The organism is Salinimicrobium sediminis (assembly GCF_900215295.1).
Taxonomy (GTDB): domain Bacteria; phylum Bacteroidota; class Bacteroidia; order Flavobacteriales; family Flavobacteriaceae; genus Salinimicrobium; species Salinimicrobium sediminis.
The window spans coordinates 202,490-227,397 of sequence record NZ_OCMF01000004.1 but is presented as its reverse complement, the minus strand read 5'-3'; the positions used below and the strand labels follow the sequence as shown (position 1 = coordinate 227,397).

Below are 24,908 nucleotides of genomic sequence, written 5' to 3'. Positions count from 1 at the left end.
TTATAAAAGGTTGCCAAAAAACATTTTTTTGACAACCTTTTCCTCAAACAATTAAATTTTAGAACTGAGATCTTTCAGCATAAGCCAGGATTGCCTTTTCAAGGTCGGCTTTATCTTCAATGAACGGGATATGGCCGCCGTTATTTTCCCATAGCATCAAATTTGGAAAATCTATTCCATTAAAATGTTTTGGTCCTACCATAAAATCATTTTTTCCATAGAAGTAAAGGACCGGCATGGACATTTTCGCCGTAAGGGGTTTAAAATTATTCCAGTACTCCGGGTAATTCCAAACATAATTTCCGAGGTCATAATTGAAATCAGGGATTTCGGCAGAAATCTCATCAAGTTTTCCGAAAGTTTCAGATTCCCTGGAACCCATTTTCCAGAACAATCCCTGCTCTCTTAATTTTCCTCCAAATTCATTCATTCTTTGGGTGAGCGGTACAGTATCTCCTTCACAGGTATAAGATTCTCCCACGATTTCAGCCGCTTTGGGGATCCAGCTTTCGCAGGCAGAACCATTGAGATCAATTGTGCAGTTTAGCATGATCATTCCTTTAATAGCTTCCGGATATCTTTGTGCATACCCCATTTGCAATATTCCACCAAAGGAATGGCCAAGGGTGATCCAGTTTTCATAACCTAACGCCTTTCTTACTTCTTCAAAATCCAGCGTCATTCGCTCAAGGGAATAGTCCTCGTTGGCGGGACTGCCAGACCTTCCCACTCCTCGCTGGTCGAGATAAATTACAGTAAAATGCTGTTCCATAAATTCTCCGGTAAGTCTTTCAAACCAGTAACTGCCCGAACCCGGCCCGCCATGGAGATACAAAAGAGGTGTGCCACTGCCGGCCACTTTTACATAAAGTTCAACCCCGTCTGTGGTGGTGATCTTTTTTTCGCCGGCTTTCACTCCGAAACTTATGGCTAAACAGGCAAGGATTAAAATGATCTTTTTCATGTGGTATATATTGGTAAAACTGTTTTTTAAATTAAGCCTCACTTTCATGAGGCCTTTTGATTTTGATTGAATGATGACACAAAGACTGTTGAAGTTTCTATTTGTTACAGTTGGTATCTGCACAATTGGAAATATTTTCAATCTTTTTTTCATCAATAGCTGTCGGCACCTCTTTTGCATCATTACCCTGCCATCGTTTCATTATGGAGGGAGCGGGCCTGGCATTAATTCCTTCGCCATAGATCGTAGCGCTTCCATAGGTGTAAAAAGCTTCCCAGTCTACACCCTGTGGATCTGTAATCCAGCTTTTTTGTGATTTTGAATAGCAGCAGGTACAGTCGCCTTCTTCTCTAACTGTTCCTTTGGCGCGTTGCATATTGCTATAGATCTCTTTTAGTTCTATCTCATTATCGGTTTGTAGCCCAAGGTGTTCAATGCCGTTTTCTGTATGACCGGTTGAGATTGCATAGTTGATTCTGGGATCTTCCAGCATCCATTTCGCATAATCGGATTTTACCAGAGCTGGTCGGGTATTAAACAGGGCAGTATAAAAGTCTATGCTCTCCTGAAGATCTTTTACTCTTACGTGTACGTGGAATGTTTTCATCTTGAAAAGTTTTAAAATTTACACTCAAGACGCAGGAGTTGGAAAAAAGACGCAAAAAATTTTAATTTTTTTTCTTTAGTGCCTGCAAAGGGGTACAGGAGTCTTTTATCTGGAAGGAGATAATTCCGCCGGAAGTATCGGTTTCCAGGTGGCAGCAGGTGATGAATTCGGCTTTCAGGAGAGTGCGACCACGCTGGATTCGGGATTTTGTAGCCGAAAGCGAAAGATTCAGTTTTTGTGCAATTTCGGCTTGTTTCAGGCCTTCAAGATCGGCCATTCTTAGAGGTTCCGCATATTCCTTTGGAAGGAAATTCAGAAGAGGTTCAATATATTCCACGGCCTCCTTAAAAGCAAAATTTTCCTCCTCTTCGGCTATTTGAATATCTTTTGCCAAAGATGTTGGGCCAGAATTTTTTCTGTAGTAGTCAATGATGGTGTTGTGGGCAATTTGATATAACCAGCTCTTGAGGCTCAGCACACCCGATTTGGAGAGGCAAAAAGTATACACTTTCAGTAAAACATCCTGCAGGATATCATTGGTGATTTCTTCATCTTTTACTCTCTTATAAATGTAATTTCTAAGAGCATTTTTATGCTCCAGCCATAATGCGGGAACATCACAATTAGGAGTGGTGACAGATTTTGCGCCCATTTTCAAGAAGCTCTTCTCAAATGTACAGTAAAAACTAATTGGGAGAAAAAGAAAATCCCGCAGAAGAAAAATTGCTCTTCCCGCGGGATTTCCGGTGTAGGGGGTATATTATCTACAGCAAAAACTCTGCCTGTTTTTATGCCGAAGTAATTTTTTAAAGCTTCTGGTTCCTAAAATTTTCAAGGCTATTAAAACAGATTAAAAGCGATCGATTTCTAAAAAAACCTTCCAAAAAGGCAATTTTTGAGATCCGATATTAAAGCCTCTAATTATTCAAACTTTCATTGAAGCCGATCTTTCTGAAGCCGAAGCTAGAACAGCAGATTTCTCCGGGAAAAAACTCATGGCTCTTTCAGCAATTGCAGTAATGGACAAACTGGGGTTCACTCCGGGATTGGCCGAGATCATTGAGCCGTCTACCACATACATCTGCTCATAACCAAAAACCTGGTTTTTGCTGTTGATCACTCCTGCAGTAGAATCCTTTCCCATGACCGCACCTCCAAGGATATGAGCGGTTGTAGGAATTCCGGCCAGGCTTTCCAGTGCAAATGAGGTGGCCCTGCCATTAATGATCTCACTGTATTTTTGGGTAAGTTCCCTGGATTCGGGAATATCTGAAGTGGGTTTTTTGCCGGCACTTACTCCGGTGGTAAGCATCCCGAAAATGCCTTTTTTGAGCCTGAGCGTACTGTCAACACTTTGCATGAACAGCAGCACAGTCGTACTACGCGACCAACTGTTTACGAAGTAAGTTTTGAACCAGCCCAGGGGTGATCTGAGAAATTGGTCTCCTACATTAAAGATCCGTTGAACAGGGTTTTTTCCTGAAACCAATGGCAGGTGCAAAAGCTTCCAAAAACCTGAACCTTTTGAATAACGCACTATTTCCAGATGGCTGTTGTCATCGGTATGTAACAGACTTCCGATTGCCACGCCTTTCGATAGATCCTTGTCCTTGTCTGCAGTAGAAACGCTTATCAGCGTCTCATTATTGGTGCGAATATTTTCTCCTAACTGGTCAGAAAGATTCGGTAGGGTAGTTTCTTTCAGTTTAAGCATCAGCTTGACGGATCCCAGGACTCCGCCGGCGAAGATGACTCCTTTGCTGCTAAAGATTTTCTTTCTGCGGAAGAAATTTGTGCTGCTTTTGGTGATCACGGTGTAGCCTCCGCTTCCGTTTTTTTCTTTAGGAATTATATTTATTACTTCATGTTCTGCCAGGATCTCCGCCCCATGCTGTTGTGCCAGCCAAAGGTAATTTTTGTCCAGGGTGTTTTTGGCGTTATACCTGCACCCGGTCATACAGCCCCCGCAGAAATTGCATCCGGTGCGGCTGGGGCCCTTTCCGTTAAAGTAGGGATCTTTTACAGTTTCATTTTCTTTTCCGAAGTAAACAGCCACATTTGGGTGCTCAAAATGCTCTTTTCGTCCAAGCTCTTCAGCAAGTTGTTCTAAAGCTTTGTCCCCATCAAAAAGTCTTGGATTGGGAACAGCGCCCAGCATTTTAAGTGCGGTGGCATAAAAAGGTTTTAATTCCATTTCCCAGTTTTCAAGCTTGCCCCAGGAACCGGAGGTATAAAATGCCTTTTTAGGAACCGGTAAGGTGTTGGCGTAAACCAGGGAACCACCACCCACTCCTGTGCCGGAGATCACTGCGACATGCCTGAAGATGCTTAGCTTCATGATCCCAAAGAACCTTAATGCCGGCATCCATAGCCATTTCCTGAGGTTCCAGTTCGTTTTTGGAAAGTCTTTGGGTTCAAACCATTTTCCCTTCTCAATGACCAGGACCTTATATCTTTTTTCTGAAAGCCGCAAGGCACTTACAGATCCGCCAAAGCCGCTGCCAATTATAATGTAATCGTACTGAGGTTCCATGGGTTTAAAGAGATCTTATGTAGCAGATTTCAAAGTACCAAAATTACCTGAATAAGAAGGGTAGACAGGAATAAAAAAAATCCAACGAACAGAGCTGTAGGGGGCACTCTATTCAGAAGGATTCTAATGCAAATATATTCTGAGATAGATTGCTGATAATCAGAAACCCATTGAATTTTATTATGAGTGCATAGTAAATTACAAGAGAGTAATTTCCGACGCTTCTAATTCCCTGAGGCTTCTAAAATCTTCTTTTTCGCAGGAATTGTTTAATCATCTTTTTTGAAAAGAAGGTTTCTTGTCGGGAGATTTAATAATGATCTCGGGAGAGCTTAGGTCGCAGAGCTTCTTCTTTTCCTTCCGAAAAGGAAATAAAGGCCAAAAGCAGGCCCGGGGGCGAGAAAGAGAAAGAGGTAAAACGGAGCAAAATGCAGCGCAAGAAAATTGAGTAGCTGTATACTGAAGATGGTTATGGTGAAACCGATGGAATTCACAATGGTTAAAGCTGTGCCTCTTGCTTCTTCAGGTGCATTTTGTGCAACCAGAGTGGAGAACAGGGGCGAATCGGCAACGACCATTAAACCCCAGAAAATAAGGAAAAAGAGCAGTAAAATTTCCGAATCCTGGAGCAGGAAAATGGGAGAAAATAAACAGCACAAGCCGGAGAGCAATAAGGCTGTTGCAGCTGTTCGTTTTGTGCCCAATCTTTGGGAAAGGTATCCTCCTGCAACGCAAGCCACCCCTCCCGAACCTATGATCAGAAAAGATAGGAGCGGGATATTGAGATTCAGTTGAGGATGTACCTGTTGATAAACTGCCAAAACCAAAGGAACAAATGCCCAAAAAGCATAGAGTTCCCACATATGCCCGAAATATCCAAAGGCTGCAGCACGAAACGCCTTCAGCCTAAAGACCGAGAAAAACGCCGAAAAGTCCTTTTTCAACATGGGGCGCCGGTAAGGACCATCGGGCACCAGGAAGAGGATCATTAAACCTCCGGCTGCGGCAAGTAAAGAAGTGCAAAGCACTACAGCTTTCCAGGGTAGGTTCCCGGTACCCGCAAAGGTCTTGAGCAGATGCGGAAAAGCCGTTCCCAGAACAAGAGCTCCTACCAGGAAGCCAAGAGAAGTGCCCAGTCCTTTGCGGTAATAATCTGATGCGATCTTCATTCCCACCGGATAAATTCCCGCGAGAGCCACGCCTGTAAAAAACCTTATCAAAAGAAGACTTTCCAGGCTATTCGCCTGCCGGGTCATTCCCAGGTTGACCATAGCACCAATTACAGCGCAATAAAAGAATACTTTTGAAGGGGAGAAGCGGTCTGCAATGGTCAAAAGTGCAAAGACTAAGGTGCCGGTGATAAAACCTACCTGTACTGCAGAGGTGAGATGCCCCAGGGCAGTAATTTCAAGATGAAAAACCTTAAGCAGGTCATCCATTACTCCGTTTCCTGCAAACCAAAGAGAAGTACAGCAGAATTGTGCAAAGACGATAATGGGCAGGATATGTTTTTCCTGTGGCATCAAAACTATTTGGAGATGCTAAGATGAAAAAAATATCATCCCGGCTTACTCCTTTTTATGAAGAAAGTTTTCAAATTTAATTTTTAACTTCCTAAAATAAAGGGATCTTGAAAAAATGCCTTTTTCCTTTACATCTCTTCGTCTTTAAGGTATTTATCTAAAAATGCGAGAATTTGTTTATAACCCTTTATTTCATTTTCTTTTTTTATGAATCCGTGGCCTTCGTCTTCAAAAATGACATATTCAACCGGCACATTATTTTTCTTTAGTTCAGATACGATCTCATCAGATTCCACCTGCAGTACCCTGGGATCATTCGCTCCCTGAAGTACCATCACCGGATTCTTGACCTTGTCCGCATGAAACAAAGGTGATTTGTTATAGAGTGCTATGGAATCTTTGGTTGTGGGATCTCCCATTTCTTCATACAAAGCTGTTTTAAAAGCTTCCCAATAAGGTGGGATGGATTTTAGAGTTCTAAGCCAATTGGTAACGCCAAAAAGATTGACTCCCGCATCGAATTCTTCAGGATTAAAAGTCATTGCTGCCATGGTCATATAGCCGCCATAACTTCCTCCAATGATCCCAATGTTTTCATCATCAATGTATTCCTGCTCCTGTAACCACTTTTTACCCCAAATAACATCTTTCAAATCTTCCTCCCCATGTTTCTTATCGTCCATTTTATAAAAGGTCTTACCGTAACCACTGCTTCCGCGGTTATTCACAGCCAACACTGCGTACCCATGATTGACCAAGTATTGTATTAGGGCAGAATAACCGGTTCGCGATTGGCCTCCCGGTCCTCCGTGAACCCAAACAAGTGCAGGTACCTTATTGTCTTCAGAGGCCTGATGCGGTTTATAAAAAATTGCCGGAATTTCCAGGCCGTCAAAAGATTCATACCGAACTACTTCTGAAGCAACCAGATCGTCGGGATCAATTTCAGGATTAAGGGTATTGGTGAGTTTCCTGATCTTATTGGTTCCAAAATCATACACATACAGGTTGTTTGGAGTTTTGGAAGTTCCAATGGTTAGCCTCATTAGGTTTTCACTTTCAGAGAAATTTACTTCTTTTATATCTCCATCGGGCACAGAAGGTAAGTCTACTTGTTCCTGACTTTGTGTATCAATGACCAGTATTTTGTTCTTGCCGTCTTCATTGATACCTATAACCCGATACATATCATTTTTGCTGAGGTAGCTGTACATCACATCCCAATTGGTTTCATAAACAGGGGTGGTTTCTCCGGATTCAAGGTCATACTCTACCAAATAAGAGAATTCCTTGCCTACATCTGTGATGTAATAGAACTTTTGATCGTCTTTACTAAAACCTGAAGCTGAATAACTACCCTTTTCCTCAGAGATCTCTTTTAGCTGGTCTTTCTCACGATCGTAAATGAACAATTTATTTTCACTGGTTGTAATTGGCTGGGAAAGAGCGATCAACTTTTCATCGTGCGACAGACCTTCTAATTGATATCCTTCGTCATTCTGGTACAACATTTTGGGCTCCCATGAACCAATGACCATTTTGTATACATCAAAGAATTTTGGATCCCTTTTGTTGGAAATATAGATCAACGATTTATTGTCCTCGCTCCATCGAATAAAGTTTGCTTTTTCGTTTTCTTCCGGGGTAAGGTTTTTTACTTCTCCATTCTTTTTGAGCAGATAGAGCTGGCTTATTTCGTTGCCACCCTTGTCCGCAGAATATATTATTTCCCCTGTTCCGGGCACGTAATCTTCGGCAAAGAACGAATCTTCTTTTGAATGAGTGACCTGTTTTTTAGAGCCGTCTTTAAGGTCGATTTCGTAAACATTGAAAATTCCTGATTCGTCACTGCTAATGAGGAGCTTTGTTTCATCATTGGAAAATTCACCACCACCCACACGGGTATTACCATAAAATTGTTCAATGGTGTAGTTTTCTACGGAAGTAGAGTCCTGGGAGAATGCTGTAACTCCGAAGAGCATAAAGAGCAGAATAAATGGTTTCATCACTTTGGCTTGATTAGAAATACGGTTTTATTCGGGCAGGGGGAGAAAAGGAGCCCGGTTGGTAGTTCTAATATAACCAATAATTACAAAACCCTGGACATCAAAAATTTGTGGTTCAACGATTTTTCTGAAGAATTCGCAGGAGAAAGTTGAAGATCCTTAAGTCCTGTCCACTTTCTCAAAACCCTTATCCCGGTTGGGTTGAAGATCTTCGGTAAGATTCATGATCTTTCCAAATCTTTGAGAAGCCGTTATGAAGGTGATAAAGGTGCATAATTCGGAAATTTCTTTCTCGGTGAAGACATCTCTCAATAGGGAAAAATGAGCTTCCTGAATGGAAGTATGATCAATGGCAAATAATTCTGCAAAGGCAGTAGCATTAGTGATACGTTCATCTTTAGCGTCAAAAGAAGGCCTTCCTGCTTTGACCATACAATATTCACAACCATTACCATAGGCGAGTGTCCTTCTTACCTGTTCCAAAAGATTAGGGTCTAGGGTAGTGTGGTGGAAAAGAGTGGTTTCCAGTTCATTCCATTTTTCCAGGATTGCACTGTTGTGCCCTATTAATTTTTCAAAAGGCGTAGAGCCGATTTCAGATAGTTGAATAGAGGTACTCATCAGGAGATAGTTGTAAAAAGCTCCGAAAATAGCACATTTTTCGGAAGTGAAAATCTAAGAGTTTATTTTTTCAATAGTAGTAGGAGTCTTCAAAAGATTTCCGGCCATTCCGTCAAAAACGAAGAAGTGAAAGGGGAGTACGGTGTACCAGTATATTCTGCCGGCAAGGCCTTCAGGACGAAATGTGGCGGTTTGCTGAAGAAAATATTCTCCTTTTCTTTCGATAATATTGAACTCGAGCCAGGCTTCACCCGGTAGTTTCATTTCGGCATAAAGCAGCAGGCGCCGGTTTTTTTTGTCGGCGGCAAGTACCCGCCAAAAGTCGAGGGTATCCCCGGTATTGATGTAATGAGGATGAGTACGCCCGCGCCTTAGCCCAACGCCTCCAACCATCTTATCCATGAATCCGCGAATCTTCCATAGCCAGCTGCCATAGTACCAGCCTTTTTTTCCACCAATTGACCAAATGTTTGCCAGGACAAGATCTGGATCTCCGGTAATTTTCTTCTCCCTTTTATCAATAAAACATCCATCTGTAGGCACATGAATGTGCTCAAGCAGGGAGTTATCGGCATAACTCGACGCTAAGGAATCTTTCCAGCTGGAGATCACAGAGTTCTGCTCAATTTTCTGGAAGGCCAGTTCAACGGCTTTGTTATAGGGAATGGGATCAATTTTCAACATTTCTGCCAGGTCATTCTCCCGGGCAATCACCTCGATCTTCATGCTGTCTACAAGATTAATGGCCAGTTTGTAAGAAGTTGAGGTAACAAAATAAAGCCAGTAGGAGGAAAGCCTGGGTGTCATTACCGGCACGGTATAGATCCTGCGCTTAAAGCCTCTCACTGCTGCAAATTGCAGAAGCATTTCTTTGTAGGTAAGAACATCGGGTCCTCCAATATCATAGGCTTTGTTGAAGGTTTCCTCGCGCAAAAGGACTCCTGTCAAAAATTCAAGAACATTTCTTATTGCAATTGGCTGACTTTTAGTCTCCACCCATTTTGGAGTGATCATTACGGGTAATTTCTCCACCAGGTCACGAATTATTTCGAAGGATGCACTTCCGGAACCTACAATAATCCCTGCTTTTAAAGCGGTAAGGGGAATACTGCTGCGACCCAGAATCTCTTCGACATTCTTTCGGGAGGATAAGTGCTTCGAGAGTTCTTTTTCGTTGGTAATTCCGGTAAGGTAAATGATCTGTTTTATCGCTGTTGGCTTCACCAGCTTTAGAAAATTTTCTGCTGAAGTGGCTTCCATTTCAGCAAAATCTCCGGTACCTGCACTCATGGAATGGATGAGATAGTATGCAACATCAATGTCTTTTATAGCTTCAGGAGATGGCAGGTCCTTTAAAAAATCTACTTCCAGGATGGAGATCTTAGGATTGGCGTACACACCTTCCGTAGGAAACCGGTTCCTGTCCCTTACGCAACATACAATTTCATGCCCCTGCTCAAGTAAAACCGGGAGCAGGCGTTTTCCAATATATCCGGTAGCTCCTGTAAGAAGGATCTTCATAAATTCCTGTTTTTGAGCAGTGATGAAAGGATCTACTGCTTTCAGAAAGATAGGAAAAGATAATGAAGACTTATTTAAAACTTCAAAGCTAAAGCCAATAGAGGAATAGAGAGTTTCTACTGGTTCACTTCTTCCAGGATTTCCTGCAGATCTTCCTTGGAAAAAACCTGACCTTGAGCCATTACAACCGAAATTTCTTTTAAATTTTTTATGTCCCTTAACGGATTTTCGTTCAAAATTAATAGGTCAGCTTTTTTGCCTTTTTTGATGCTGCCGTAAGAATTCTCAAGGTCAAAAAATGCGGGGCCATTAATGATAGAAGTCTTTAAAGCTTCCCGGGGATCTAAACCTGAAGCTACCAATCTTTCAAGCTCGCTATGTAAAGATTCCCCCGGATACACAAAGGAATTATAGGGGCCGCAGTCTGATCCTGCCAAAAGCGGAACTCCGGCGTCATACATTGGCCGGATCATTTCCATAGATTTCTGCTCCATTTTATTCCTCATGGAATTTCCCGCAGATTTGGCTCTTTTGGCATTTAAGATCCTACCGCGATAGGTATCTATAATTCCATCGCCTATGTAAGGGAGCAGTGAATCTGTACTGTGGTCAACTTTTAAAACTTCTGCAAGGGTTTTGCCAATATGGAGAGTAGGCGTAATGTAGACCTGCTGTTCTTTAAGCTTTTTGAAAACCTTTTGAGCCAGGTCCTTATCGTAAGTAGCGATGATCTCATCCATCATTCCGTAGCCGGGATTGACGCGGGTAAGGCTGTCGGCTTTTGGGGAGCAGGCTTTCATCACGTAATAAAGATGTTCTGAACCGTCTAATCCTAAGTCCACACCTTCTAAAATATCTGCCGACATTGGCATATGGCCTGTGGATTTAAAACCTCTCTCCTGGGCTGCGGCGATAATCCCGTAAAAAACTTCATCGGTCAGGCTGCCGTCATACATCTTTACATAATCTACTCCCAGTTTTTCTAGAGAATCCAGTGCACCTGGAATATCATCAAGAGTTGCAACCTGAATAGACCCAGGCCATGCAGGTTTGGGACCGTCTAATTTTGGGCCGGAAGTAAATATTGTGGGGCCGGTGAGTTCCCCGGTCCCGATCTTTTTTCTCCAGTTGAGAATATTATTAGTAATATCACCTCCTGCATCTCTTACGGTAGTTACCCCATAAGCCAGGAAAAGCGGCAGGAGATCTTTATTTTCTACCGCGAGGGTATCACCGCCTCTAAAATGCACATGCATGTCCCATAGACCGGGCATGACATATTTATTTTTAGCATCTATAATTTTGGCAGCTTTAAAACTATCCTTTTCGTCCATGTCCAGCACCGCCTGTAACGTATCTCCCGAAATTGCGATCATTTTTCCGGGAACTTCTTCCCCCGATTCTATATCCAAAATGGTAGCATTAAGGATGATCACATCTGCCTGCTCCCGGGAGGAGTTACAGGCCGGTAATAAACCTGAAATTAAAAGAGTGTAAAAAATGGCTTTTTTGATGCTCATGTTTTAGGGGCTATTTCTTCTGAACTTTTTCATCCAGGATAAGCAGATCTGCTGAAGCCCGGTTAAGAGCTATTGGGATATTGTTGATCACAGCGGTACGAATAAGCGTCTGGATGTCATGTTCGTGGCCGTGAGGAGTCTCGGCATCAATAAAGAAGATGATCATTTGCACCTCTCCCTGAAGGATTTTTGCGGCTAAAAGAATATCTCCACCACTGGGACCATGGCCAAATCCTTTAACTTCAATATCAAGCATTTCACTTAGAAGCTTTGAAGTGTTGGTAGTACCAATGAGATTGTATTTAATAAGAGCTTCTCTGTGTACTTTTGCCCAGTTGAGAAGGTCAGTTTTTCGGCTGTTGTGTGCGATAAGGGCGATAGTGTTCATTTTAATATTGATTTGGGTCAATTAGAAATTCCATGGTGTAGTCTGCGTATTCCGGTTGGGTAATTCCGCGGGAATAGACAAGATTTTCCGGCTGATCATATTTTTGAAGATAAGCCATATTAATCGATTCATGGACCGGGTCATCTGGCAGGACCTTTTTTCCCAGGACATTAATAATGGATTCTCCATATTTGATCTGGCCTACTCCGGAAGTAATAAAACTTGTAAACCAGCTGTTGGGACTCTTGTTCCAGCTTCTTGAAAAAAAACGGTCCCCAACCTGCACCATCCAGATATTTAAAAAGCTTTCTCTGTCCACCCCGGCTTTGATTCCAATAAGCGTGTGGCGGTTGAGGTAATTCTGAAAATCCTTCGGGAAATTATTAGTGTTGGTCATAGGCAAATTTGCTGAGTAGTAAAATTAAAGAATTAATAAAAGCAGGACCACCGGGAGAGCTACAAATATTAGAGATCTAATTTGAGAAAAAATTAAGATTGAAATCACTAATTTTAGAGCTATGACTGAATTTATTGATATTGAAGCAAATAACCCCGGAATTCTCCTGGTCTATGCTGCTATATTTTTCTTTGCCATTCTCTTTAGATATTTTGTTGCCGCCGGAATCTTTTACTATTATTATTACATAAGGAACTTTAGGAAATATGATGAACGGCGCCTAAGTAAAAGGCTTGCAAATAAAGCCCAGCTGAAAAAAGAGATCGTGTGGAGCATTAAATCTTCTGCGATATTTGCACTTGTAGGAGCCGGCACATACTGGTTGTGGTTAAAAGGCTACACAGCGGTTTATCTTGATCCTTCAGCTTACGGGCTGTGGTATCTACCGGTAAGTCTTTTGATCATCCTGCTGCTTCATGAAACTTATTATTACTGGGTTCATCGGTGGATGCATCATCCCAGGGTATTTAGGATCGTTCACAAGGTACATCACGACAGCCGGATTCCCACACCCTGGACTGCCTTTTCCTTTCATCCATGGGAGAGTTTGATCGAAGCCGTTATATTGCCATTGATCCTGATCTTTTTACCGGTCAATATTTATGTACTTGGTTTTTATCTTCTGGTAATGACCATAAGCAGTGTAATTAATCACCTGGATATCGAGGTTTATCCTGTCTGGTTTCAAAAAAGCAAATTTGGAAAGCTCTTTATAGGCGCTACCCACCACCATCATCATCATACGGAGTATATGACCAATTACGGACTTTATTTCACATTTTGGGATAAATGGATGTCTACAGAAAGCCGCAGAATGAAGGCCTGATTTTACCTGATCCTTGTAAAGATCAAATTTTCAGAAAAGAGTTTTTTCTTTAAAATCTTTTTAAACTGGGATTGTGTAGGGTTAAGCAGGTAATGGTGAAACTTTCCTTCCTTAAAGACCTTTTGAACTTTAAGATCTTCGTCGAACTCCTCAATTATCCTTTGCTCGTTTTCCTCCATGTTTGAATAAAATACAGTGATTCTGTTATTACCTGAAATTTGAAAAGGATAGATCCACCATTCCCCCTCGTCCCTAATATTAAGAAAATACCAATTATCCATTTTTTTCAGAACTACATCGGGGGGTGTAATATCTCCGGATAAACTGATCATTTCTCCGCCGTTATAAATAAAGGAAGTTTGTTCTACTATGAGAGTATCTTCACTATTAGTAAAAATTCCCTGGATCTTTGCCGGAAACTCCTTTAGTACCTGCGCATTTTCGGGTTGATGTGTTGTAAAGGTAACACTGCTGCAGGATTGCAGAGTAAAAATAAGGACGAAAATCTTCATGAAATTCCTCATCAGATAAAAGTAAAGGGGGGAAGACTTCTCTTATTAAATTTACTATTATTTATGGTAACATGTACTGTGCTTTAAGAGTTTTTTCTATTGAAATTCATTCCTAAGCTGTTACCGAAGAAAGCGATAAGGAATGTGATCTTGGATGCATTGTAGAAAGAATTAATCACATTCAAAGCACCTTTCCAATCCTGAAGGCAGCGCAAGGTCTTCTGATCCTTTTAAGGGTGCTTCAAGAAAATCTGATCGTTCGATCTCTTTCTGAAATTTTACTGCATACTTCTGAAGTTTATCCCGACGATTTTTTAGTTTCTCCAGAATTTCATTTCCGTTCAATTGCTGAAGTTCCTGAGGCCACTGCTGCATTGCCTTCTTCATTTTCTCATCAGTTAGGATTGCCTGAAGGGCTTTTGCTTCCTCAATAAATATTTCTTCGGGAACATTTTTCAGGAAGTACCGGTCAAATGGATATACATAACCGGAAATATAACTGATATCTTTTTCAAAAGGCCTCACCATTGGCTGCACTAGTTCATTAGTGAGAATGGTAGGAATGACGCCATCTATCCTGAAAAAAGCATTATCCCGGTCTCCGGGAACAGGGATGGCAACCAAACGATTGCCCTTTTTCTGAAGTGCCCATCCCCATTGTTTTGAATGCCGGTCCCAATCTCCTATGATCAGATCAAATAATCTTGCTCTCACCAGTTCCCTGACGTCCACCTGAAGCGCATCTCCCATCTCCAGTTTCAATTCTTGAAGATCATCTGTCTCAACGATCTCCACAACATTAGACCTGCCGGTCCAGTTTATATCTCCCTCTGTTTCATATTCCAGTAAATATAATCTGTCCCCGTAGGTTTTAGAAAACTTCGCCAGCTTTTCCTGTTGAGGCACATACACCAATTGAGGGTGGGTATGAAGAACTCCGGCGGCATCTGCGAGGGATGCCGCAAGGAGGGCCCCATATGGGTGCTGGGCAGAGATACCGTCTCTTACAATGTTCTCCAGCTTTAAGATTTTTGCAGCTTCAGGAATAAGCGGGGTAGGATCTTTATTGACGCTTCTAAGACTGTAAAGTGCTCCTTCATGACCCAGCACTTTCAGGGAATTTGTCTGGTTTCCGCCTCCTTCTTCCAGTACCTCAAAGGAGTCGAGGTAAAGAATTTCTGCCGTGACTGGTGTTTCCCAGGCTTTCCGGTAATTCACTCCCTGCATAAATCTTTTTAAAGCATTGCCTCTATACTGATTGGTAGCAGAAACCTGTACCGTATTTTCAATTTTTACACCTTGGGGAGTGATCTCTTTAGATCCTATGATCCTGGATATATAAATTTCTGAAGGTCCCACCGAAAGTGACCAGTAGGTGAGACCGAAAAAGACGATCAGGCAGATAAAGATAAATAGTAAAAGTTTCTTCATGAAAAAGGTAGGTTCTGCCGCAAAAAGTATAAAATTTTACTTTCTTAATATACAAACTCAACCTAAAAGTAATTCTAAGCTGAAATTTCTTTTGCCTTTACCACATGAAAATTAAACATTGGAGATTGAAACTTACCCATAAGCCTTACCCATAAAGGTAAAAGCATTTCTGTACCCCGGGCATTGGAAATATCTCCTAGATCGATGATGTTTTCCTTTTTCCATCAAAATCCCCGAGAAGCCCGGTTACCTTTTCTTTTGCCGCAGCATCATTTCCGCAGATAAAAAGGTTGTGGTCCCCTTCTATTGCCCCTGGATTACCCATTAAAGGATGACTTAGAGTATTTAGTGCTTTTACCACCTTCAACTTCGGAAAAGCCTCCTGAATTTGTTCACCCAGGCTTTCAGTATTGCAAACACTGAGGGTAGGAGGAAACCCCTGGCTAAAATCCAGCGGATTAGAAATATCGATCATCAGCTTGTCTCCCAAAATTTCGCTGCCAATTTTTTTAAGCACATCAAGTGCGGCCATTCCATTCATGGCAAAAATAATGAGGTCACTACCACTCTTAACGGATTCCTTAAAGCTCTTTAATTGAACCTGCGGATGATCTTCTATCCAGGCTCCTATTCCCGGGGTGCCCCATTGATCGGAATCTTTTCGGTTCATACTTTGTTGAGGATCTCTGGTGCCCATAAAGACCTTATGGCCCAGTTCCAGAAATTTTTTTGACATGGCCTGCCCCACAGCGCCGGTGCCAATAACAGCTACTTTCATAAAGAATTAATTAAGATAAAGGAGAGCTGAATAAATTTAAGAAAAAGAAAAATCGGTTGTAACTGCTTCAGGAAAATTTTTCAGAAGAAGGATTTAAAAAAGGTACTTTTAAGAGGTATTAAAATTCAATTGCCGACACTACTTCAAGAACAACGGGTTGATTGATCTTTTTTTCTATTTCTTCTTTTATACTTTGGATACGGTCAGGATCTACGGCTTCGGGTCCAACAAGCCTTAATGAAACCACTATTTGTGGGCCAAACCTTATTTTTACATCCCTCAACACCACGTTATGAATGGTGGTGCCTTCAAGTGCTTTTGTTATACTGGCCTCCTGCATGATCCTGTTAAATGAGAGGGAAAGAGGCACTGTGACAAGTATCACTATAATAAAAGTGTAAACCAAACCCATTTTTGCCCTTTTAAAAGGTGCAAAACCAAGGAGCAAAAAGGTAAGGCCGGCAAAGAGTATAATTCCTGCAAGGTTGGTAGCATAAAGTAGAATAGCTCCCGAAAACACCTGCCAGTCCCACCATCCAATTCCTATTCCCGCTACAGAGAGAGGAGGCACAAGGGCAACTGCAATAGCCACACCTGCCAGACTTTTTGCTATACTTTCTTTAGAATGTGCATAGGCGGCAGCTATCCCCGAGGTAACCGCTATGCCCATATCGAGCAGGGTAGGAGACAAACGGGCTTCTATTTCAAAAGTCAGGATCTTAAGGGGAATAATCAGCGCGATAAATGCTGCAAAAGCCAAAGACATAAGGGTTCCTGCAGTAATAGTCACAAACCCCTTTTTGAGCATGGTGACATCATAGCGCACCATCCCCATAGCAAAAGAAACTATGGGAGAAATGATAGGAGCCAGGATCATAGCCCCGATAATTACAGGAGATGAATTAGCAAATAATCCAAAAGTGGCAATTAGGGTGGATAATACCATCATCACCATAAAAGGGGTGGAGATTTCGGAATTTACCCTTAAGACTTTAAAAAGGTCTTCAAATTGCTCGGCATTGGCACGTGGTAAGATGGGTAAACTGCGTTTGATCAATTCTTTTCGGGTTTCTCCTTTGGGAAGGCCCTCGATCTTAAGTGTTTTTTTAGTGTTTCCATTGTCACCACTATGGCTGTAAATACTTATCTGCTTCAGGATAATTGCCTGTTTTTGTACCTCTAGGTCAATTTCTTCAGCCTCATGTTTTACGCCATCAATAGAAAATTCCATTCTTTCAGACTTTACCTTCAGTTTGCTGGCTTTTATGTGACCAATAAATGCCGGAGTTTTCTCGATAGGCTTCTTTTGTGGCCAAAGACTTCTTATAAAGAACCAAAGAAGTACCAGAAGATTTTGAGGAGAAAGAATGAAGGCCTGAAATGAACCGTCACTAATGGAGCTGTCCTGCAGCAGGCGTTTCGAAATCAGAGAACTGGATGCGTGTTCAACCACCACTATTCCCAGGGCAGAAGTATTAATGATCTTATCTTCATCACTGCTAAGTTGGTATGGGTGATGAGAAAGAGAGGATGCCCGGCGAATATTCCGGATAATGTTCATTACCTGAGAAAAGAAGCTCTTTTTCCCGTTGCCTTCAGAAAGCAGGAAGATGTCTCCAATATTTACCGAGCTAAAGACAGGAATTTCATTACAAAAGAGAAGATCAATTTCATGAGGAGATTCACATTCAGAAAATTCTGTGATCACTTCATCAAGATCGTTCGAAATCCCCAGTCCTTTAGAGGTGAATTTATTTTCCGGATGAGGCAGGATGGCAACAGGCCACTTATTTCTTGCCGCAACAGGGATCACCTTTCTTAGGGATTCATCAGACAAATACAGGAGGAGAGAGGATTCGGTATCAAGATCAAACTCTTTATCCAGCGGAAAAGATATGAGTTCATGCTTAATATTCGCCAAAAGGGGGAGAATCTTTTCTTTTACAGTATCAATTTCTGCAGGATCATGTAAAAGGTAGAGCATGAAAGTAATTTTACTGCAAGATACTTCATAAATTCTCTTTTTCTAAAGGAGTTTCTGGTTAAATTGCCCTTAAATATTGAGAGTCGGCTTCTTTTAAAAAGCCGGTGCAGGCTGTCCATCTCAGGAAAAAAATCTTACTTTTGTTAAGCTAATTTCGAAAATTATGAGCCAAAAAGTGTTGCTTGCTTCCAAAGAAATGAACATCATTTTACACCGCTTGGCCTGCCAGTTGATTGAAAATCACACTACTTTTGAAAATTCTGTTCTAATTGGGATCCAGCCAAGGGGCGCATTTCTGGCGAACCGCATCTATAAGATCCTTAAAGAGGAATATGGTATTTCCCAAATAAAAATGGGTCAACTGGATATCACCTTTTACAGGGATGATTTTAGAAGAGGTGAAAAACCTCTAGAGGCCAATAAAACAAATATCAATTTTGTTGTTGAAGATAAGCGGGTGATCTTTATTGATGATGTGCTGTATACCGGAAGAAGTATAAGGGCAGCACTTACTGCCATACAATCGTTTGGGAGGCCCAGCGAAATTGAACTTCTTACCTTGATCGACCGAAGATTCAGCAGGCATTTACCCATTCAGCCCGACTATAACGGGAGGCAGGTGGATGCAGTAAATCAGGAAAAAGTAAAGGTAAATTGGAAGGAAAATGAGGGGGAAGATGCGGTTTACCTAATAAGCAAAGAATAACATGAGTGAGTTAAGTGTTGACCATTTACTGGGAATTAAATATCTGACAAAAGAAGATATCGCCCTCATTTTCCAAACTGCCGATCATTTTAAGGAAGTGATCAACCGGCCGATTAAAAAGGTTCCTTCTCTTAGAGATATTACCATTGCTAACCTCTTTTTTGAAAATAGCACCAGGACCCGGCTTTCTTTTGAACTTGCCGAAAAGAGATTGAGTGCAGATGTGGTAAATTTTTCTGCTTCCTCCTCTTCGGTGACCAAAGGAGAGACGCTCATTGATACTGTAAATAACATCCTGTCTATGAAGGTGGATATGGTGGTAATGCGACATCCAAATCCCGGGGCAGGAATTTTTCTTTCGCGGCATGTGAATGCAAGTATCATTAACGCCGGCGACGGAGCTCATGAACACCCCACACAGGCTCTCCTGGATTGTTATTCCATAAGGGAAAAACTTGGAGAAATTGAAGGAAAAAAAGTAGTGATCGTGGGTGATATTCTACACAGCAGGGTGGCTCTCTCAAACATCTTCGCTCTAAAATTACTGGGTGCGCAGGTAAAAGTTTGTGGACCTTATACTTTGATCCCAAAGCATATTAGATCTTTGGGAGTGGAAGTAGAACCCAACCTAAAGAATGCCCTGGAATGGTGTGATGTGGCCAATATGTTGCGGGTGCAGCATGAGCGCATGGATATCAGTTATTTTCCCAGTACCAGAGAATATGTCCAGCTTTTTGGATTGAACCGGCAACTTCTGGACTCGTTGAACAAAAAGATCGTGGTGATGCATCCCGGACCTATAAACAGAGGAGTGGAGATCACAAGTGACGTGGCAGATTCAGACCAGGCAATAATCCTGGATCAGGTGCAAAACGGGGTTGCAATACGAATGGCCGTGATCTACCTCCTGGCTTCAAAAATCAAACAAGTATGATTGTAATCGAAAAGGAAGGATATAAGATCCTGAAAGATGAAAAAGATGATGTCACCGAATATGCTTCTTTCCTTGAAGCTCATCACAAAAGTTTCAAAAATGACAATGTGGTTGTTGATATTCTGAAGTACGGAGAGCTGAGCCTTCAGGAGTTATTGAATTTCCTTGAGCTCTCTAACAGACATCGACAGGGGAAAAGATCTTTTGTTCTTGCCAATGATACCATCAACATTGACCAGGTGCCCGAAGAACTAATTGTGGTTCCTACCCTCGAGGAGGCCGGGGATATAATTCAAATGGAAGAAATAGAAAGAGACCTGGGCTTTTAAAACAGATCTTCTTCTAAAAATGAGAGATAGATGAAGCTTACTGTTCTTGGCTGCTATGCCGCCACTCCGCGTACTTTTACCAATCCTACCTCTCAGGTCCTGGAGATCAATAATGAAGTTTTGCTTATTGATTGCGGGGAAGGTACCCAGGTAGAGCTGCGCCGGAACAAAGTTAAGTTCGGTAAGATCAAACATATCTTTATCTCCCATTTACATGGTGACCATTTCTACGGATTGATTGGGCTTATCTCCACTTTTATGCTGCTTAACCGAAAGACGGAATTGCACATCTATGGGCCCAAAGGAATAAAAGAGATCATAACCCTGCAGCTAAAATTTTCTAATTCATGGACCGGTTATCCTCTTTATTTTCACGAATTGTCTTCCCATGAACCCGAAGTAATTTTAACCACCAGAAAAGTTACCGTAGAGACCATACCTCTTAAACATCGCATCTATTGCAATGGTTATCTTTTTAGGGAGCAGCCTAAGCCAAGAAAGTTGCTAATGGAAGAAGTAGAGAAGTATGACATTGATGTGGCATATTATAAGGGAATCAAAAAGGGTAAAGATGCAGTACTTGCTGATGGTAATGTAATTCCGAATGAAAAACTTACCGCAGATCCCGATCCTCCTAAAAGTTATGCTTTTTGCAGTGATACCGCATATCATCCCGGAATGGTTGATCAACTGCATAAGGTTACCGCCCTCTACCACGAAGCCACCTTTCTTGAGGAGCACGCATACCTCGCTGCTCCAACAGGCCATTCTACCGCCAGGGAAGCAGCCGCAATTGCCAGAGAAGCAAGCGTGGAACATCTTGTACTTGGCCACTTCTCTACACGTTATGAGACGATTCTCCCTTTTAAGGCTGAAGCTGAAAAAATATTTTCTCCCGTCCAACTGGCAGATGACGGAAAGTCATTCAATTTTTAAATTACCGTTCGTCGTACATAATTACCATTAATCTATCTATAATTTTGGCCACTTTTCGTAGGAAGAGAGCATAAAATATGTTAAATTTTATTTAAAGTGTGTCGTTCATCGATTATATTGTTTGTTTATCGGAAATAATTACTACTTTTCCTATCCCAAACCTACTGACCGACATTATGAAGAACTTTACTTCCCTTGTGTGGATGATGGCAATTTGTGCGTTTTCTCTTACATCTTGTTCGAAAGATAGTATTGAGGACTTCGATACAGCCAATCTTACTGCCCCCACTCCTCCTGTCGCATACACTAATATTGAACTCGATATTCTGGAACTTGTAAATGAATATCGCTCCGATAAGGGATTGTCCCAACTTCAATTTTTAGATGAAAGCTCTGTACAGGCAGCTGCTCATAACCGGCACATGATCGAAAATAATGAGATTTGCCATGACTTCTTCGGAAGCCGCTATGAAGCACTAGTAAAATCTGTTAATGCAAAAGCAGTTAGTGAAAATGTTGCTGCCGGCTACCGTACAGCCGATGCTGTAGTAAATGCCTGGATCAAGAGCGACGGCCACCGGAAGAATTTAGAAGGCGATCATACTCATTTTGGAATATCGGTAAAAGAGAGTAGTGATGGAAAATTATATTTCACTAACATTTTTGTAAAGAAATAATCAATTAGGAATTCCACTTTTTTCATAATTATTTAAGGTTAAAAAGAGGCTTTTATAAGCCTCTTTTTATTTGGTCCTTATTAAGCTTATTAAGTTAAAAATTGCAATGTCGGGCTGCCATTTAATCTTTTAGCATTATCTTCAGGAGGAGCTAATAAAAGGCTCTCTTCCCCATTTTTTCCCCTTTATCAAATTTTAACTAACCCTTTTCGGGGCTTGGTTTATTGTTGATTCTCAATGGTGCGGTAATGAGCGGGAAGGTTGGAATATTTATCTCTAGAGGAAGGCTGCTGTTAATTTTAATCATCTTCTGTTATTTAATGGCTTGTTCAGAAGATGCGATTGAAGAGGATTCATTCTTACCGCCTGTTTCAGAGTACTCTCTACTCGAGGTGGAACTGTTGGGCCTGGTAAATAATTATAGAAAAGATCATGGAATGGCCGAATTGGGTCGGCTCCAGGAGATCTCTCAACAGGCGCAACTTCATAGTCTTCATATGGCAGGAGCTAAGGAAATTTGCCATCACAATTTTGGAAGCCGGCTTAAAGCTTTAAAAGAGCAGGTAGGAGCAAAGGCAATGGGAGAAAATGTGGCTCAAGGTTATAGAACTTCCGAAGCATTCTTTAAGGCCTGGTTGAATAGTCCTCACCACAAAAAGATCATGGAAGAGGAAAATACACATTTCGGAATTTCGGCTATCCAGGCAGAGGATAAGACCTATGTCACCCTTATCTTCATTAGAAAGTAAGACTTGAATTCTAAGCCCTGCATCTTCAAAAAAGGGCAAAAAGAAAGGAGGCTCAAAAAGCCTCCTCTCCCGGGTTGGTTAGTAATGTAGGGTTCTTTATTCCATTTTAACTACCTTGAAAATGGATCTTCTGTTAAGCTGATGTTGTTGTTCGTTACAATTGGTGCATTTCACTTCCGGCTGCTCTTCTCCATACCCTTTATAGGTTACAATCCTTTCTGCGGCTATTCCGTTTTCTACAAGGTAATCCCGTGTTGCCTGAGCTCTTCTTTCAGCTAAGCGGCGGTTGTATTCTGCAGAACCTCTGCGATCTGTATGGGATCCAATTTCTATCACAAGCTCAGGATATTCGTTGGCCATTAAATTTACCAGCTTATCAAGTTCCTGTGCAGCATCCGGACGGATATTCGATTTGTCAAAATCAAAATAGATCTTATTGATCTCAGCCAGGTATTCCACGTCATTGATTGGAGAGAGTTCAATGTCATAAACAAACTCTTTCCTGTCATCCATGTTGGCAGTACTTACCTGCTCATTTTTTGTGTTGTACTTGATGTGCTTTGCTTCCAGAGCTAAATTTTTGTCCCTGGCAACTACTGTTTGATAATTTCCTAATGAATCGGTTTCCAAAAATGCGATCTGGCGACCGTCTTCTCCCAACAACCTTAAAGATGCATTTGCTATTGGCTTGTCGTTAATAGAATCTGTTACCTTTCCTTTAAGGACAAGAGGAGCAAGAATGTTTAATTGGTAAATGTCATCATTTCCCTGACCTCCTTCACGATTTGATGAAACAAAACCTTTGGAATTATCATTTCCGGAATAGGAAAAGGAAAAGTCATCCATATTGCTGTTCACCGGCTCTCCCAAATTCTGAACTTTTCCGGGTGCATCAGCAGTAACCACAAAAACATCCAGTAATCCGTAGCCTTTATGACCGTCTGAAGAGAAGTAGAAATTCCCGTTTTCAGCTATAAATGGAAAGACCTCATTTCCGGGAGTATTAATAGGTGCTCCTAAATTTTGAGGGGTTCCAAAAGTGCCATTTTCAACACTAACTTTATATATGTCAGACCCACCCATTCCTCCGGGAGCTTCAGAAACAAAATAAAGCGTTTTACCATCTGCTGAAAGGCTTGGATGTCCTACAGAGTATTCGTTGTTGCTAAAAGGTAACTCTTCTATGTTAGTCCATTCGCCGTTTTCAAGAGATGCTTTATAGATCTTGAGGTGGTTTACACCCTCATCATCTTTTTTTCCATCCCGCTTCAGGTAATTGTTCCGGGTAAAATACATGGTTCGCCCGTCGGCAGAAAGTGTTACAGGACCTTCATGGCGTACCGTATTTACATCGCCTTCAACAGGGGTAACATTGGTGCTTGCAGTGGTAGTTTTATAGATATCTAAAAATGGCTCCCCGGTCCAGTCGTAAATTTTAGTTTTTGTATCAGCTTCACCTCTGGCGGAAGTAAAGTAAATGGTGCCGTTGTTCTCAAAACTTCCGAAGTCACTAAACTGCGAGTTGAAAGGTGCGGGGTTTACCCTGAAGCTTTCCAGTCCGTCGTAGACGGCAATTTCATCAGACTTCAGCAGTTGCTCCACTCCCTGCGGATTGCGGGCTTCTTCCTGGTATTTCTTCAACCATTCCCTGGACTTTTCATATTCCCTAACACCGCGCAACATTTGAGCGTAATTGTAGTAAACTTCAGGAGAAATTTCGGGTTGCTCCACCACCATAGCATAATAAGTCACTGCATTTTCGGGATCTCTTAACTTGTAGTAGCTGTTTGCCAGTTGCTGCTGATTGTAAGCAGTATTGTATTCGTCCTCCAGCAGGTCTTTATATTCCTCAATAGCCTTTGTGTAGGCAAAGTTGTCATAATAACGATCGGCTTTTTTCTGTTTCGACGATTGCGCAAAAAGAATGGCCGGAAAAATGAGCAACAGTATAAATAAGTAATTTTTGTTCATAATCCTTAATTTTTTATTAGAAGAACCTTGGGGATTTGTATTTAGTATTTCCTAATCTAAGTTCATAGATCAACAGGATCTCGTGTGAGCCGGAAGTATAAGGTTGCAAGTCTGAAACCGAATATTCATAGCCGTATCCAACTCTAAAACTTGGAAGGACCTGGAAATCAACAAATCCTCCAATAGCATCATCAAAACGATAGTTTGCACCCAGATATAGTTTTTCGTTGAAGATCACCGTTCCTGAAACATCTACGGAAAGCGGTGCTCCATTGGTCATTTTAAAAAGGGTAGTGGGCCTTAGTTTTACATTGTCACTAAGGTCAAAAACATAACCTCCCGTCAAATAATAATGAACCTGTTCCAAAGCCACATATTCGCTGCCTTCCTGGTCATTATTGTCATTATTGATGAACTTTGGAGCAGAAAGACCAACATACCAATCCTGTGAAGAAAGGAATAATCCCGCACCAAAATTAGGTGTCCAGCGATTAAAAGTATCCCCATTGAAAAAAGGATCATTGTTGGGAACATTGGTCATTAACTCTTCTTCCAGGTTATAATAACTCATACCCCCTTTTAAACCCATCGATAGGGTAGTGGAAGGGCTAAGGTCAATAGTGTATGAAAAATCTGCATAAGCATAAGTGTAATTTTCATAACCTATTTGGTCATTAATCACAGAGACTCCCAAACCTATCTTTTCATTCCGTAAAGGAGAATGAATGGATAATGTTTGCGTTTCGGGAGCACCGTCAATTCCTGCCCACTGACTCCTGTGTAATCCTACCACCGAAATTGCGTCGCGGTTCCCCGCATATGCCGGATTGATGGAAATGGTGTTGTACATGTATTGCGTAAACTGGGGCAGCTGTTGCGCATTGGCACATACACTAATAAACAGAAGGATTATTATTGGGTAGATTTTTTTCATG

At 41.5% G+C, this 24,908-nt stretch carries 24 protein-coding genes; 7 read left to right on the top strand and 17 right to left on the bottom strand.

Translation table 11 applies throughout. From position 1 onward, the window contains the following. Positions 1-58: 58 nt before the first annotated feature. From CRO16_RS13915 to CRO16_RS13865, 11 genes are all read right to left on the bottom strand, one after another. Entirely contained in the window at positions 59-964 is a 906-nt protein-coding gene (locus tag CRO16_RS13915; RefSeq protein WP_179670551.1) for an alpha/beta fold hydrolase, read from the bottom strand. Positions 965-1,061: 97 nt separating this feature from the next. Then, complete coding sequence (locus tag CRO16_RS13910; protein WP_097056998.1) at positions 1,062-1,571, bottom strand: VOC family protein; 510 nt, start codon at positions 1,569-1,571, stop codon at positions 1,062-1,064. Between the two features lie 61 nt (positions 1,572-1,632). Further along, complete coding sequence (gene sigZ / locus CRO16_RS13905; protein ID WP_097056997.1) at positions 1,633-2,223, bottom strand: RNA polymerase sigma factor SigZ; 591 nt, start codon at positions 2,221-2,223, stop codon at positions 1,633-1,635. Between the two features lie 273 nt (positions 2,224-2,496). Then, positions 2,497-4,104, bottom strand: a complete 1,608-nt coding sequence (locus tag CRO16_RS13900) for a GMC oxidoreductase (RefSeq protein WP_097056996.1) — start codon at positions 4,102-4,104, stop codon at positions 2,497-2,499. Between the two features lie 332 nt (positions 4,105-4,436). Then, positions 4,437-5,627, bottom strand: coding sequence for an MFS transporter (locus tag CRO16_RS13895; RefSeq protein WP_097056995.1), 1,191 nt, complete (start codon positions 5,625-5,627; stop codon positions 4,437-4,439). Between the two features lie 128 nt (positions 5,628-5,755). After that, the gene (locus tag CRO16_RS13890; protein ID WP_097056994.1) at positions 5,756-7,633 is read right to left on the bottom strand and encodes an alpha/beta hydrolase family protein; all 1,878 of its coding nucleotides are present in this window, start codon (positions 7,631-7,633) and stop codon (positions 5,756-5,758) included. Positions 7,634-7,792: 159 nt separating this feature from the next. Beyond that, positions 7,793-8,254: a carboxymuconolactone decarboxylase family protein gene (locus tag CRO16_RS13885; protein ID WP_097056993.1), complete on the bottom strand. Its 462-nt coding sequence runs from the start codon at positions 8,252-8,254 to the stop codon at positions 7,793-7,795. Between the two features lie 54 nt (positions 8,255-8,308). Next, positions 8,309-9,775, bottom strand: a complete 1,467-nt coding sequence (locus CRO16_RS13880; protein ID WP_097056992.1) for an SDR family oxidoreductase — start codon at positions 9,773-9,775, stop codon at positions 8,309-8,311. 116 nt (positions 9,776-9,891) lie between these two features. After that, positions 9,892-11,295, bottom strand: a complete 1,404-nt coding sequence (locus CRO16_RS13875) for an amidohydrolase family protein (protein ID WP_097056991.1) — start codon at positions 11,293-11,295, stop codon at positions 9,892-9,894. A gap of 10 nt (positions 11,296-11,305) precedes the next feature. Further along, entirely contained in the window at positions 11,306-11,683 is a 378-nt protein-coding gene (locus tag CRO16_RS13870; protein WP_097056990.1) for a methylglyoxal synthase, read from the bottom strand. Between the two features lies 1 nt (position 11,684). After that, positions 11,685-12,080: a DUF2255 family protein gene (locus tag CRO16_RS13865; protein WP_097056989.1), complete on the bottom strand. Its 396-nt coding sequence runs from the start codon at positions 12,078-12,080 to the stop codon at positions 11,685-11,687. Between the two features lie 121 nt (positions 12,081-12,201). On the opposite strand from CRO16_RS13865, the gene CRO16_RS13860 reads away from it, so the two are divergent. Further along, the gene (locus tag CRO16_RS13860; protein WP_097056988.1) at positions 12,202-12,966 is read left to right on the top strand and encodes a sterol desaturase family protein; all 765 of its coding nucleotides are present in this window, start codon (positions 12,202-12,204) and stop codon (positions 12,964-12,966) included. A gap of 2 nt (positions 12,967-12,968) precedes the next feature. Here CRO16_RS13860 and CRO16_RS13855 read toward each other — a convergent pair whose 3' ends face one another. The 4 genes from CRO16_RS13855 to CRO16_RS13840 form a co-directional block, all read right to left on the bottom strand. Further along, positions 12,969-13,478 (bottom strand): hypothetical protein, encoded by a 510-nt coding sequence (locus tag CRO16_RS13855; RefSeq protein ID WP_097056987.1) that lies wholly within the window; start codon positions 13,476-13,478, stop codon positions 12,969-12,971. A gap of 171 nt (positions 13,479-13,649) precedes the next feature. Beyond that, positions 13,650-14,909: a hypothetical protein gene (locus tag CRO16_RS13850; RefSeq protein WP_097056986.1), complete on the bottom strand. Its 1,260-nt coding sequence runs from the start codon at positions 14,907-14,909 to the stop codon at positions 13,650-13,652. A gap of 196 nt (positions 14,910-15,105) precedes the next feature. Beyond that, positions 15,106-15,687: an NADPH-dependent F420 reductase gene (locus CRO16_RS13845; RefSeq protein ID WP_218839742.1), complete on the bottom strand. Its 582-nt coding sequence runs from the start codon at positions 15,685-15,687 to the stop codon at positions 15,106-15,108. A gap of 118 nt (positions 15,688-15,805) precedes the next feature. Beyond that, entirely contained in the window at positions 15,806-17,671 is a 1,866-nt protein-coding gene (locus CRO16_RS13840; RefSeq protein ID WP_097056985.1) for a DUF389 domain-containing protein, read from the bottom strand. Positions 17,672-17,834: 163 nt separating this feature from the next. Here CRO16_RS13840 and pyrR point away from each other — a divergent pair, with 163 nt between their 5' ends. The 6 genes from pyrR (at position 17,835) to CRO16_RS13810 (ending at position 22,002) form a co-directional block, all read left to right on the top strand. Then, positions 17,835-18,377 carry a bifunctional pyr operon transcriptional regulator/uracil phosphoribosyltransferase PyrR gene (gene pyrR, locus CRO16_RS13835; protein WP_097056984.1) on the top strand — a complete coding sequence of 181 codons (543 nt, stop codon included), beginning with the start codon at positions 17,835-17,837 and terminating at the stop codon, positions 18,375-18,377. A gap of 1 nt (position 18,378) precedes the next feature. Beyond that, positions 18,379-19,311 (top strand): aspartate carbamoyltransferase catalytic subunit, encoded by a 933-nt coding sequence (locus tag CRO16_RS13830; protein ID WP_097056983.1) that lies wholly within the window; start codon positions 18,379-18,381, stop codon positions 19,309-19,311. After that, a complete protein-coding gene (locus CRO16_RS13825) occupies positions 19,308-19,640 on the top strand; it encodes a ribonuclease Z (RefSeq protein WP_097056982.1) in 333 nt (110 codons plus the stop codon). Before CRO16_RS13830 ends, CRO16_RS13825 begins: the two co-directional genes overlap by 4 nt. Before the next feature lie 30 nt (positions 19,641-19,670). After that, the gene (locus CRO16_RS13820) at positions 19,671-20,576 is read left to right on the top strand and encodes a ribonuclease Z (protein ID WP_097056981.1); all 906 of its coding nucleotides are present in this window, start codon (positions 19,671-19,673) and stop codon (positions 20,574-20,576) included. A gap of 176 nt (positions 20,577-20,752) precedes the next feature. Continuing rightward, positions 20,753-21,253, top strand: a complete 501-nt coding sequence (locus CRO16_RS13815) for a CAP domain-containing protein (RefSeq protein ID WP_097056980.1) — start codon at positions 20,753-20,755, stop codon at positions 21,251-21,253. A gap of 248 nt (positions 21,254-21,501) precedes the next feature. Further along, on the top strand, positions 21,502-22,002 hold the full coding sequence (locus tag CRO16_RS13810; RefSeq protein WP_143544551.1) for a CAP domain-containing protein: 501 nt from the start codon (positions 21,502-21,504) through the stop codon (positions 22,000-22,002). 96 nt (positions 22,003-22,098) lie between these two features. Here the strand turns inward: CRO16_RS13810 and CRO16_RS13805 are convergent, their stop codons facing one another. Both CRO16_RS13805 and CRO16_RS13800 read right to left on the bottom strand, forming a co-directional pair. Next, the gene (locus CRO16_RS13805) at positions 22,099-23,973 is read right to left on the bottom strand and encodes an OmpA family protein (protein WP_097056978.1); all 1,875 of its coding nucleotides are present in this window, start codon (positions 23,971-23,973) and stop codon (positions 22,099-22,101) included. Between the two features lie 16 nt (positions 23,974-23,989). Then, a complete protein-coding gene (locus CRO16_RS13800) occupies positions 23,990-24,907 on the bottom strand; it encodes a PorP/SprF family type IX secretion system membrane protein (protein ID WP_097056977.1) in 918 nt (305 codons plus the stop codon). Position 24,908 lies beyond the last annotated feature (1 nt).

Coding starts and splice junctions, on each gene's coding strand:
- CRO16_RS13915 (WP_179670551.1), bottom strand. CDS start 964: ATGAAAAAGATCATTTTAATCCTTGCCTGTTTAGCCATAAGTTTCGGA.
- CRO16_RS13910 (WP_097056998.1), bottom strand. CDS start 1,571: ATGAAAACATTCCACGTACACGTAAGAGTAAAAGATCTTCAGGAGAGC.
- sigZ (WP_097056997.1), bottom strand. CDS start 2,223: ATGGGCGCAAAATCTGTCACCACTCCTAATTGTGATGTTCCCGCATTA.
- CRO16_RS13900 (WP_097056996.1), bottom strand. CDS start 4,104: ATGGAACCTCAGTACGATTACATTATAATTGGCAGCGGCTTTGGCGGA.
- CRO16_RS13895 (WP_097056995.1), bottom strand. CDS start 5,627: ATGCCACAGGAAAAACATATCCTGCCCATTATCGTCTTTGCACAATTC.
- CRO16_RS13890 (WP_097056994.1), bottom strand. CDS start 7,633: ATGAAACCATTTATTCTGCTCTTTATGCTCTTCGGAGTTACAGCATTC.
- CRO16_RS13885 (WP_097056993.1), bottom strand. CDS start 8,254: ATGAGTACCTCTATTCAACTATCTGAAATCGGCTCTACGCCTTTTGAA.
- CRO16_RS13880 (WP_097056992.1), bottom strand. CDS start 9,775: ATGAAGATCCTTCTTACAGGAGCTACCGGATATATTGGAAAACGCCTG.
- CRO16_RS13875 (WP_097056991.1), bottom strand. CDS start 11,295: ATGAGCATCAAAAAAGCCATTTTTTACACTCTTTTAATTTCAGGTTTA.
- CRO16_RS13870 (WP_097056990.1), bottom strand. CDS start 11,683: ATGAACACTATCGCCCTTATCGCACACAACAGCCGAAAAACTGACCTT.
- CRO16_RS13865 (WP_097056989.1), bottom strand. CDS start 12,080: ATGACCAACACTAATAATTTCCCGAAGGATTTTCAGAATTACCTCAAC.
- CRO16_RS13860 (WP_097056988.1), top strand. CDS start 12,202: ATGACTGAATTTATTGATATTGAAGCAAATAACCCCGGAATTCTCCTG.
- CRO16_RS13855 (WP_097056987.1), bottom strand. CDS start 13,478: ATGAAGATTTTCGTCCTTATTTTTACTCTGCAATCCTGCAGCAGTGTT.
- CRO16_RS13850 (WP_097056986.1), bottom strand. CDS start 14,909: ATGAAGAAACTTTTACTATTTATCTTTATCTGCCTGATCGTCTTTTTC.
- CRO16_RS13845 (WP_218839742.1), bottom strand. CDS start 15,687: ATGAAAGTAGCTGTTATTGGCACCGGCGCTGTGGGGCAGGCCATGTCA.
- CRO16_RS13840 (WP_097056985.1), bottom strand. CDS start 17,671: ATGCTCTACCTTTTACATGATCCTGCAGAAATTGATACTGTAAAAGAA.
- pyrR (WP_097056984.1), top strand. CDS start 17,835: ATGAGCCAAAAAGTGTTGCTTGCTTCCAAAGAAATGAACATCATTTTA.
- CRO16_RS13830 (WP_097056983.1), top strand. CDS start 18,379: ATGAGTGAGTTAAGTGTTGACCATTTACTGGGAATTAAATATCTGACA.
- CRO16_RS13825 (WP_097056982.1), top strand. CDS start 19,308: ATGATTGTAATCGAAAAGGAAGGATATAAGATCCTGAAAGATGAAAAA.
- CRO16_RS13820 (WP_097056981.1), top strand. CDS start 19,671: ATGAAGCTTACTGTTCTTGGCTGCTATGCCGCCACTCCGCGTACTTTT.
- CRO16_RS13815 (WP_097056980.1), top strand. CDS start 20,753: ATGAAGAACTTTACTTCCCTTGTGTGGATGATGGCAATTTGTGCGTTT.
- CRO16_RS13810 (WP_143544551.1), top strand. CDS start 21,502: ATGAGCGGGAAGGTTGGAATATTTATCTCTAGAGGAAGGCTGCTGTTA.
- CRO16_RS13805 (WP_097056978.1), bottom strand. CDS start 23,973: ATGAACAAAAATTACTTATTTATACTGTTGCTCATTTTTCCGGCCATT.
- CRO16_RS13800 (WP_097056977.1), bottom strand. CDS start 24,907: ATGAAAAAAATCTACCCAATAATAATCCTTCTGTTTATTAGTGTATGT.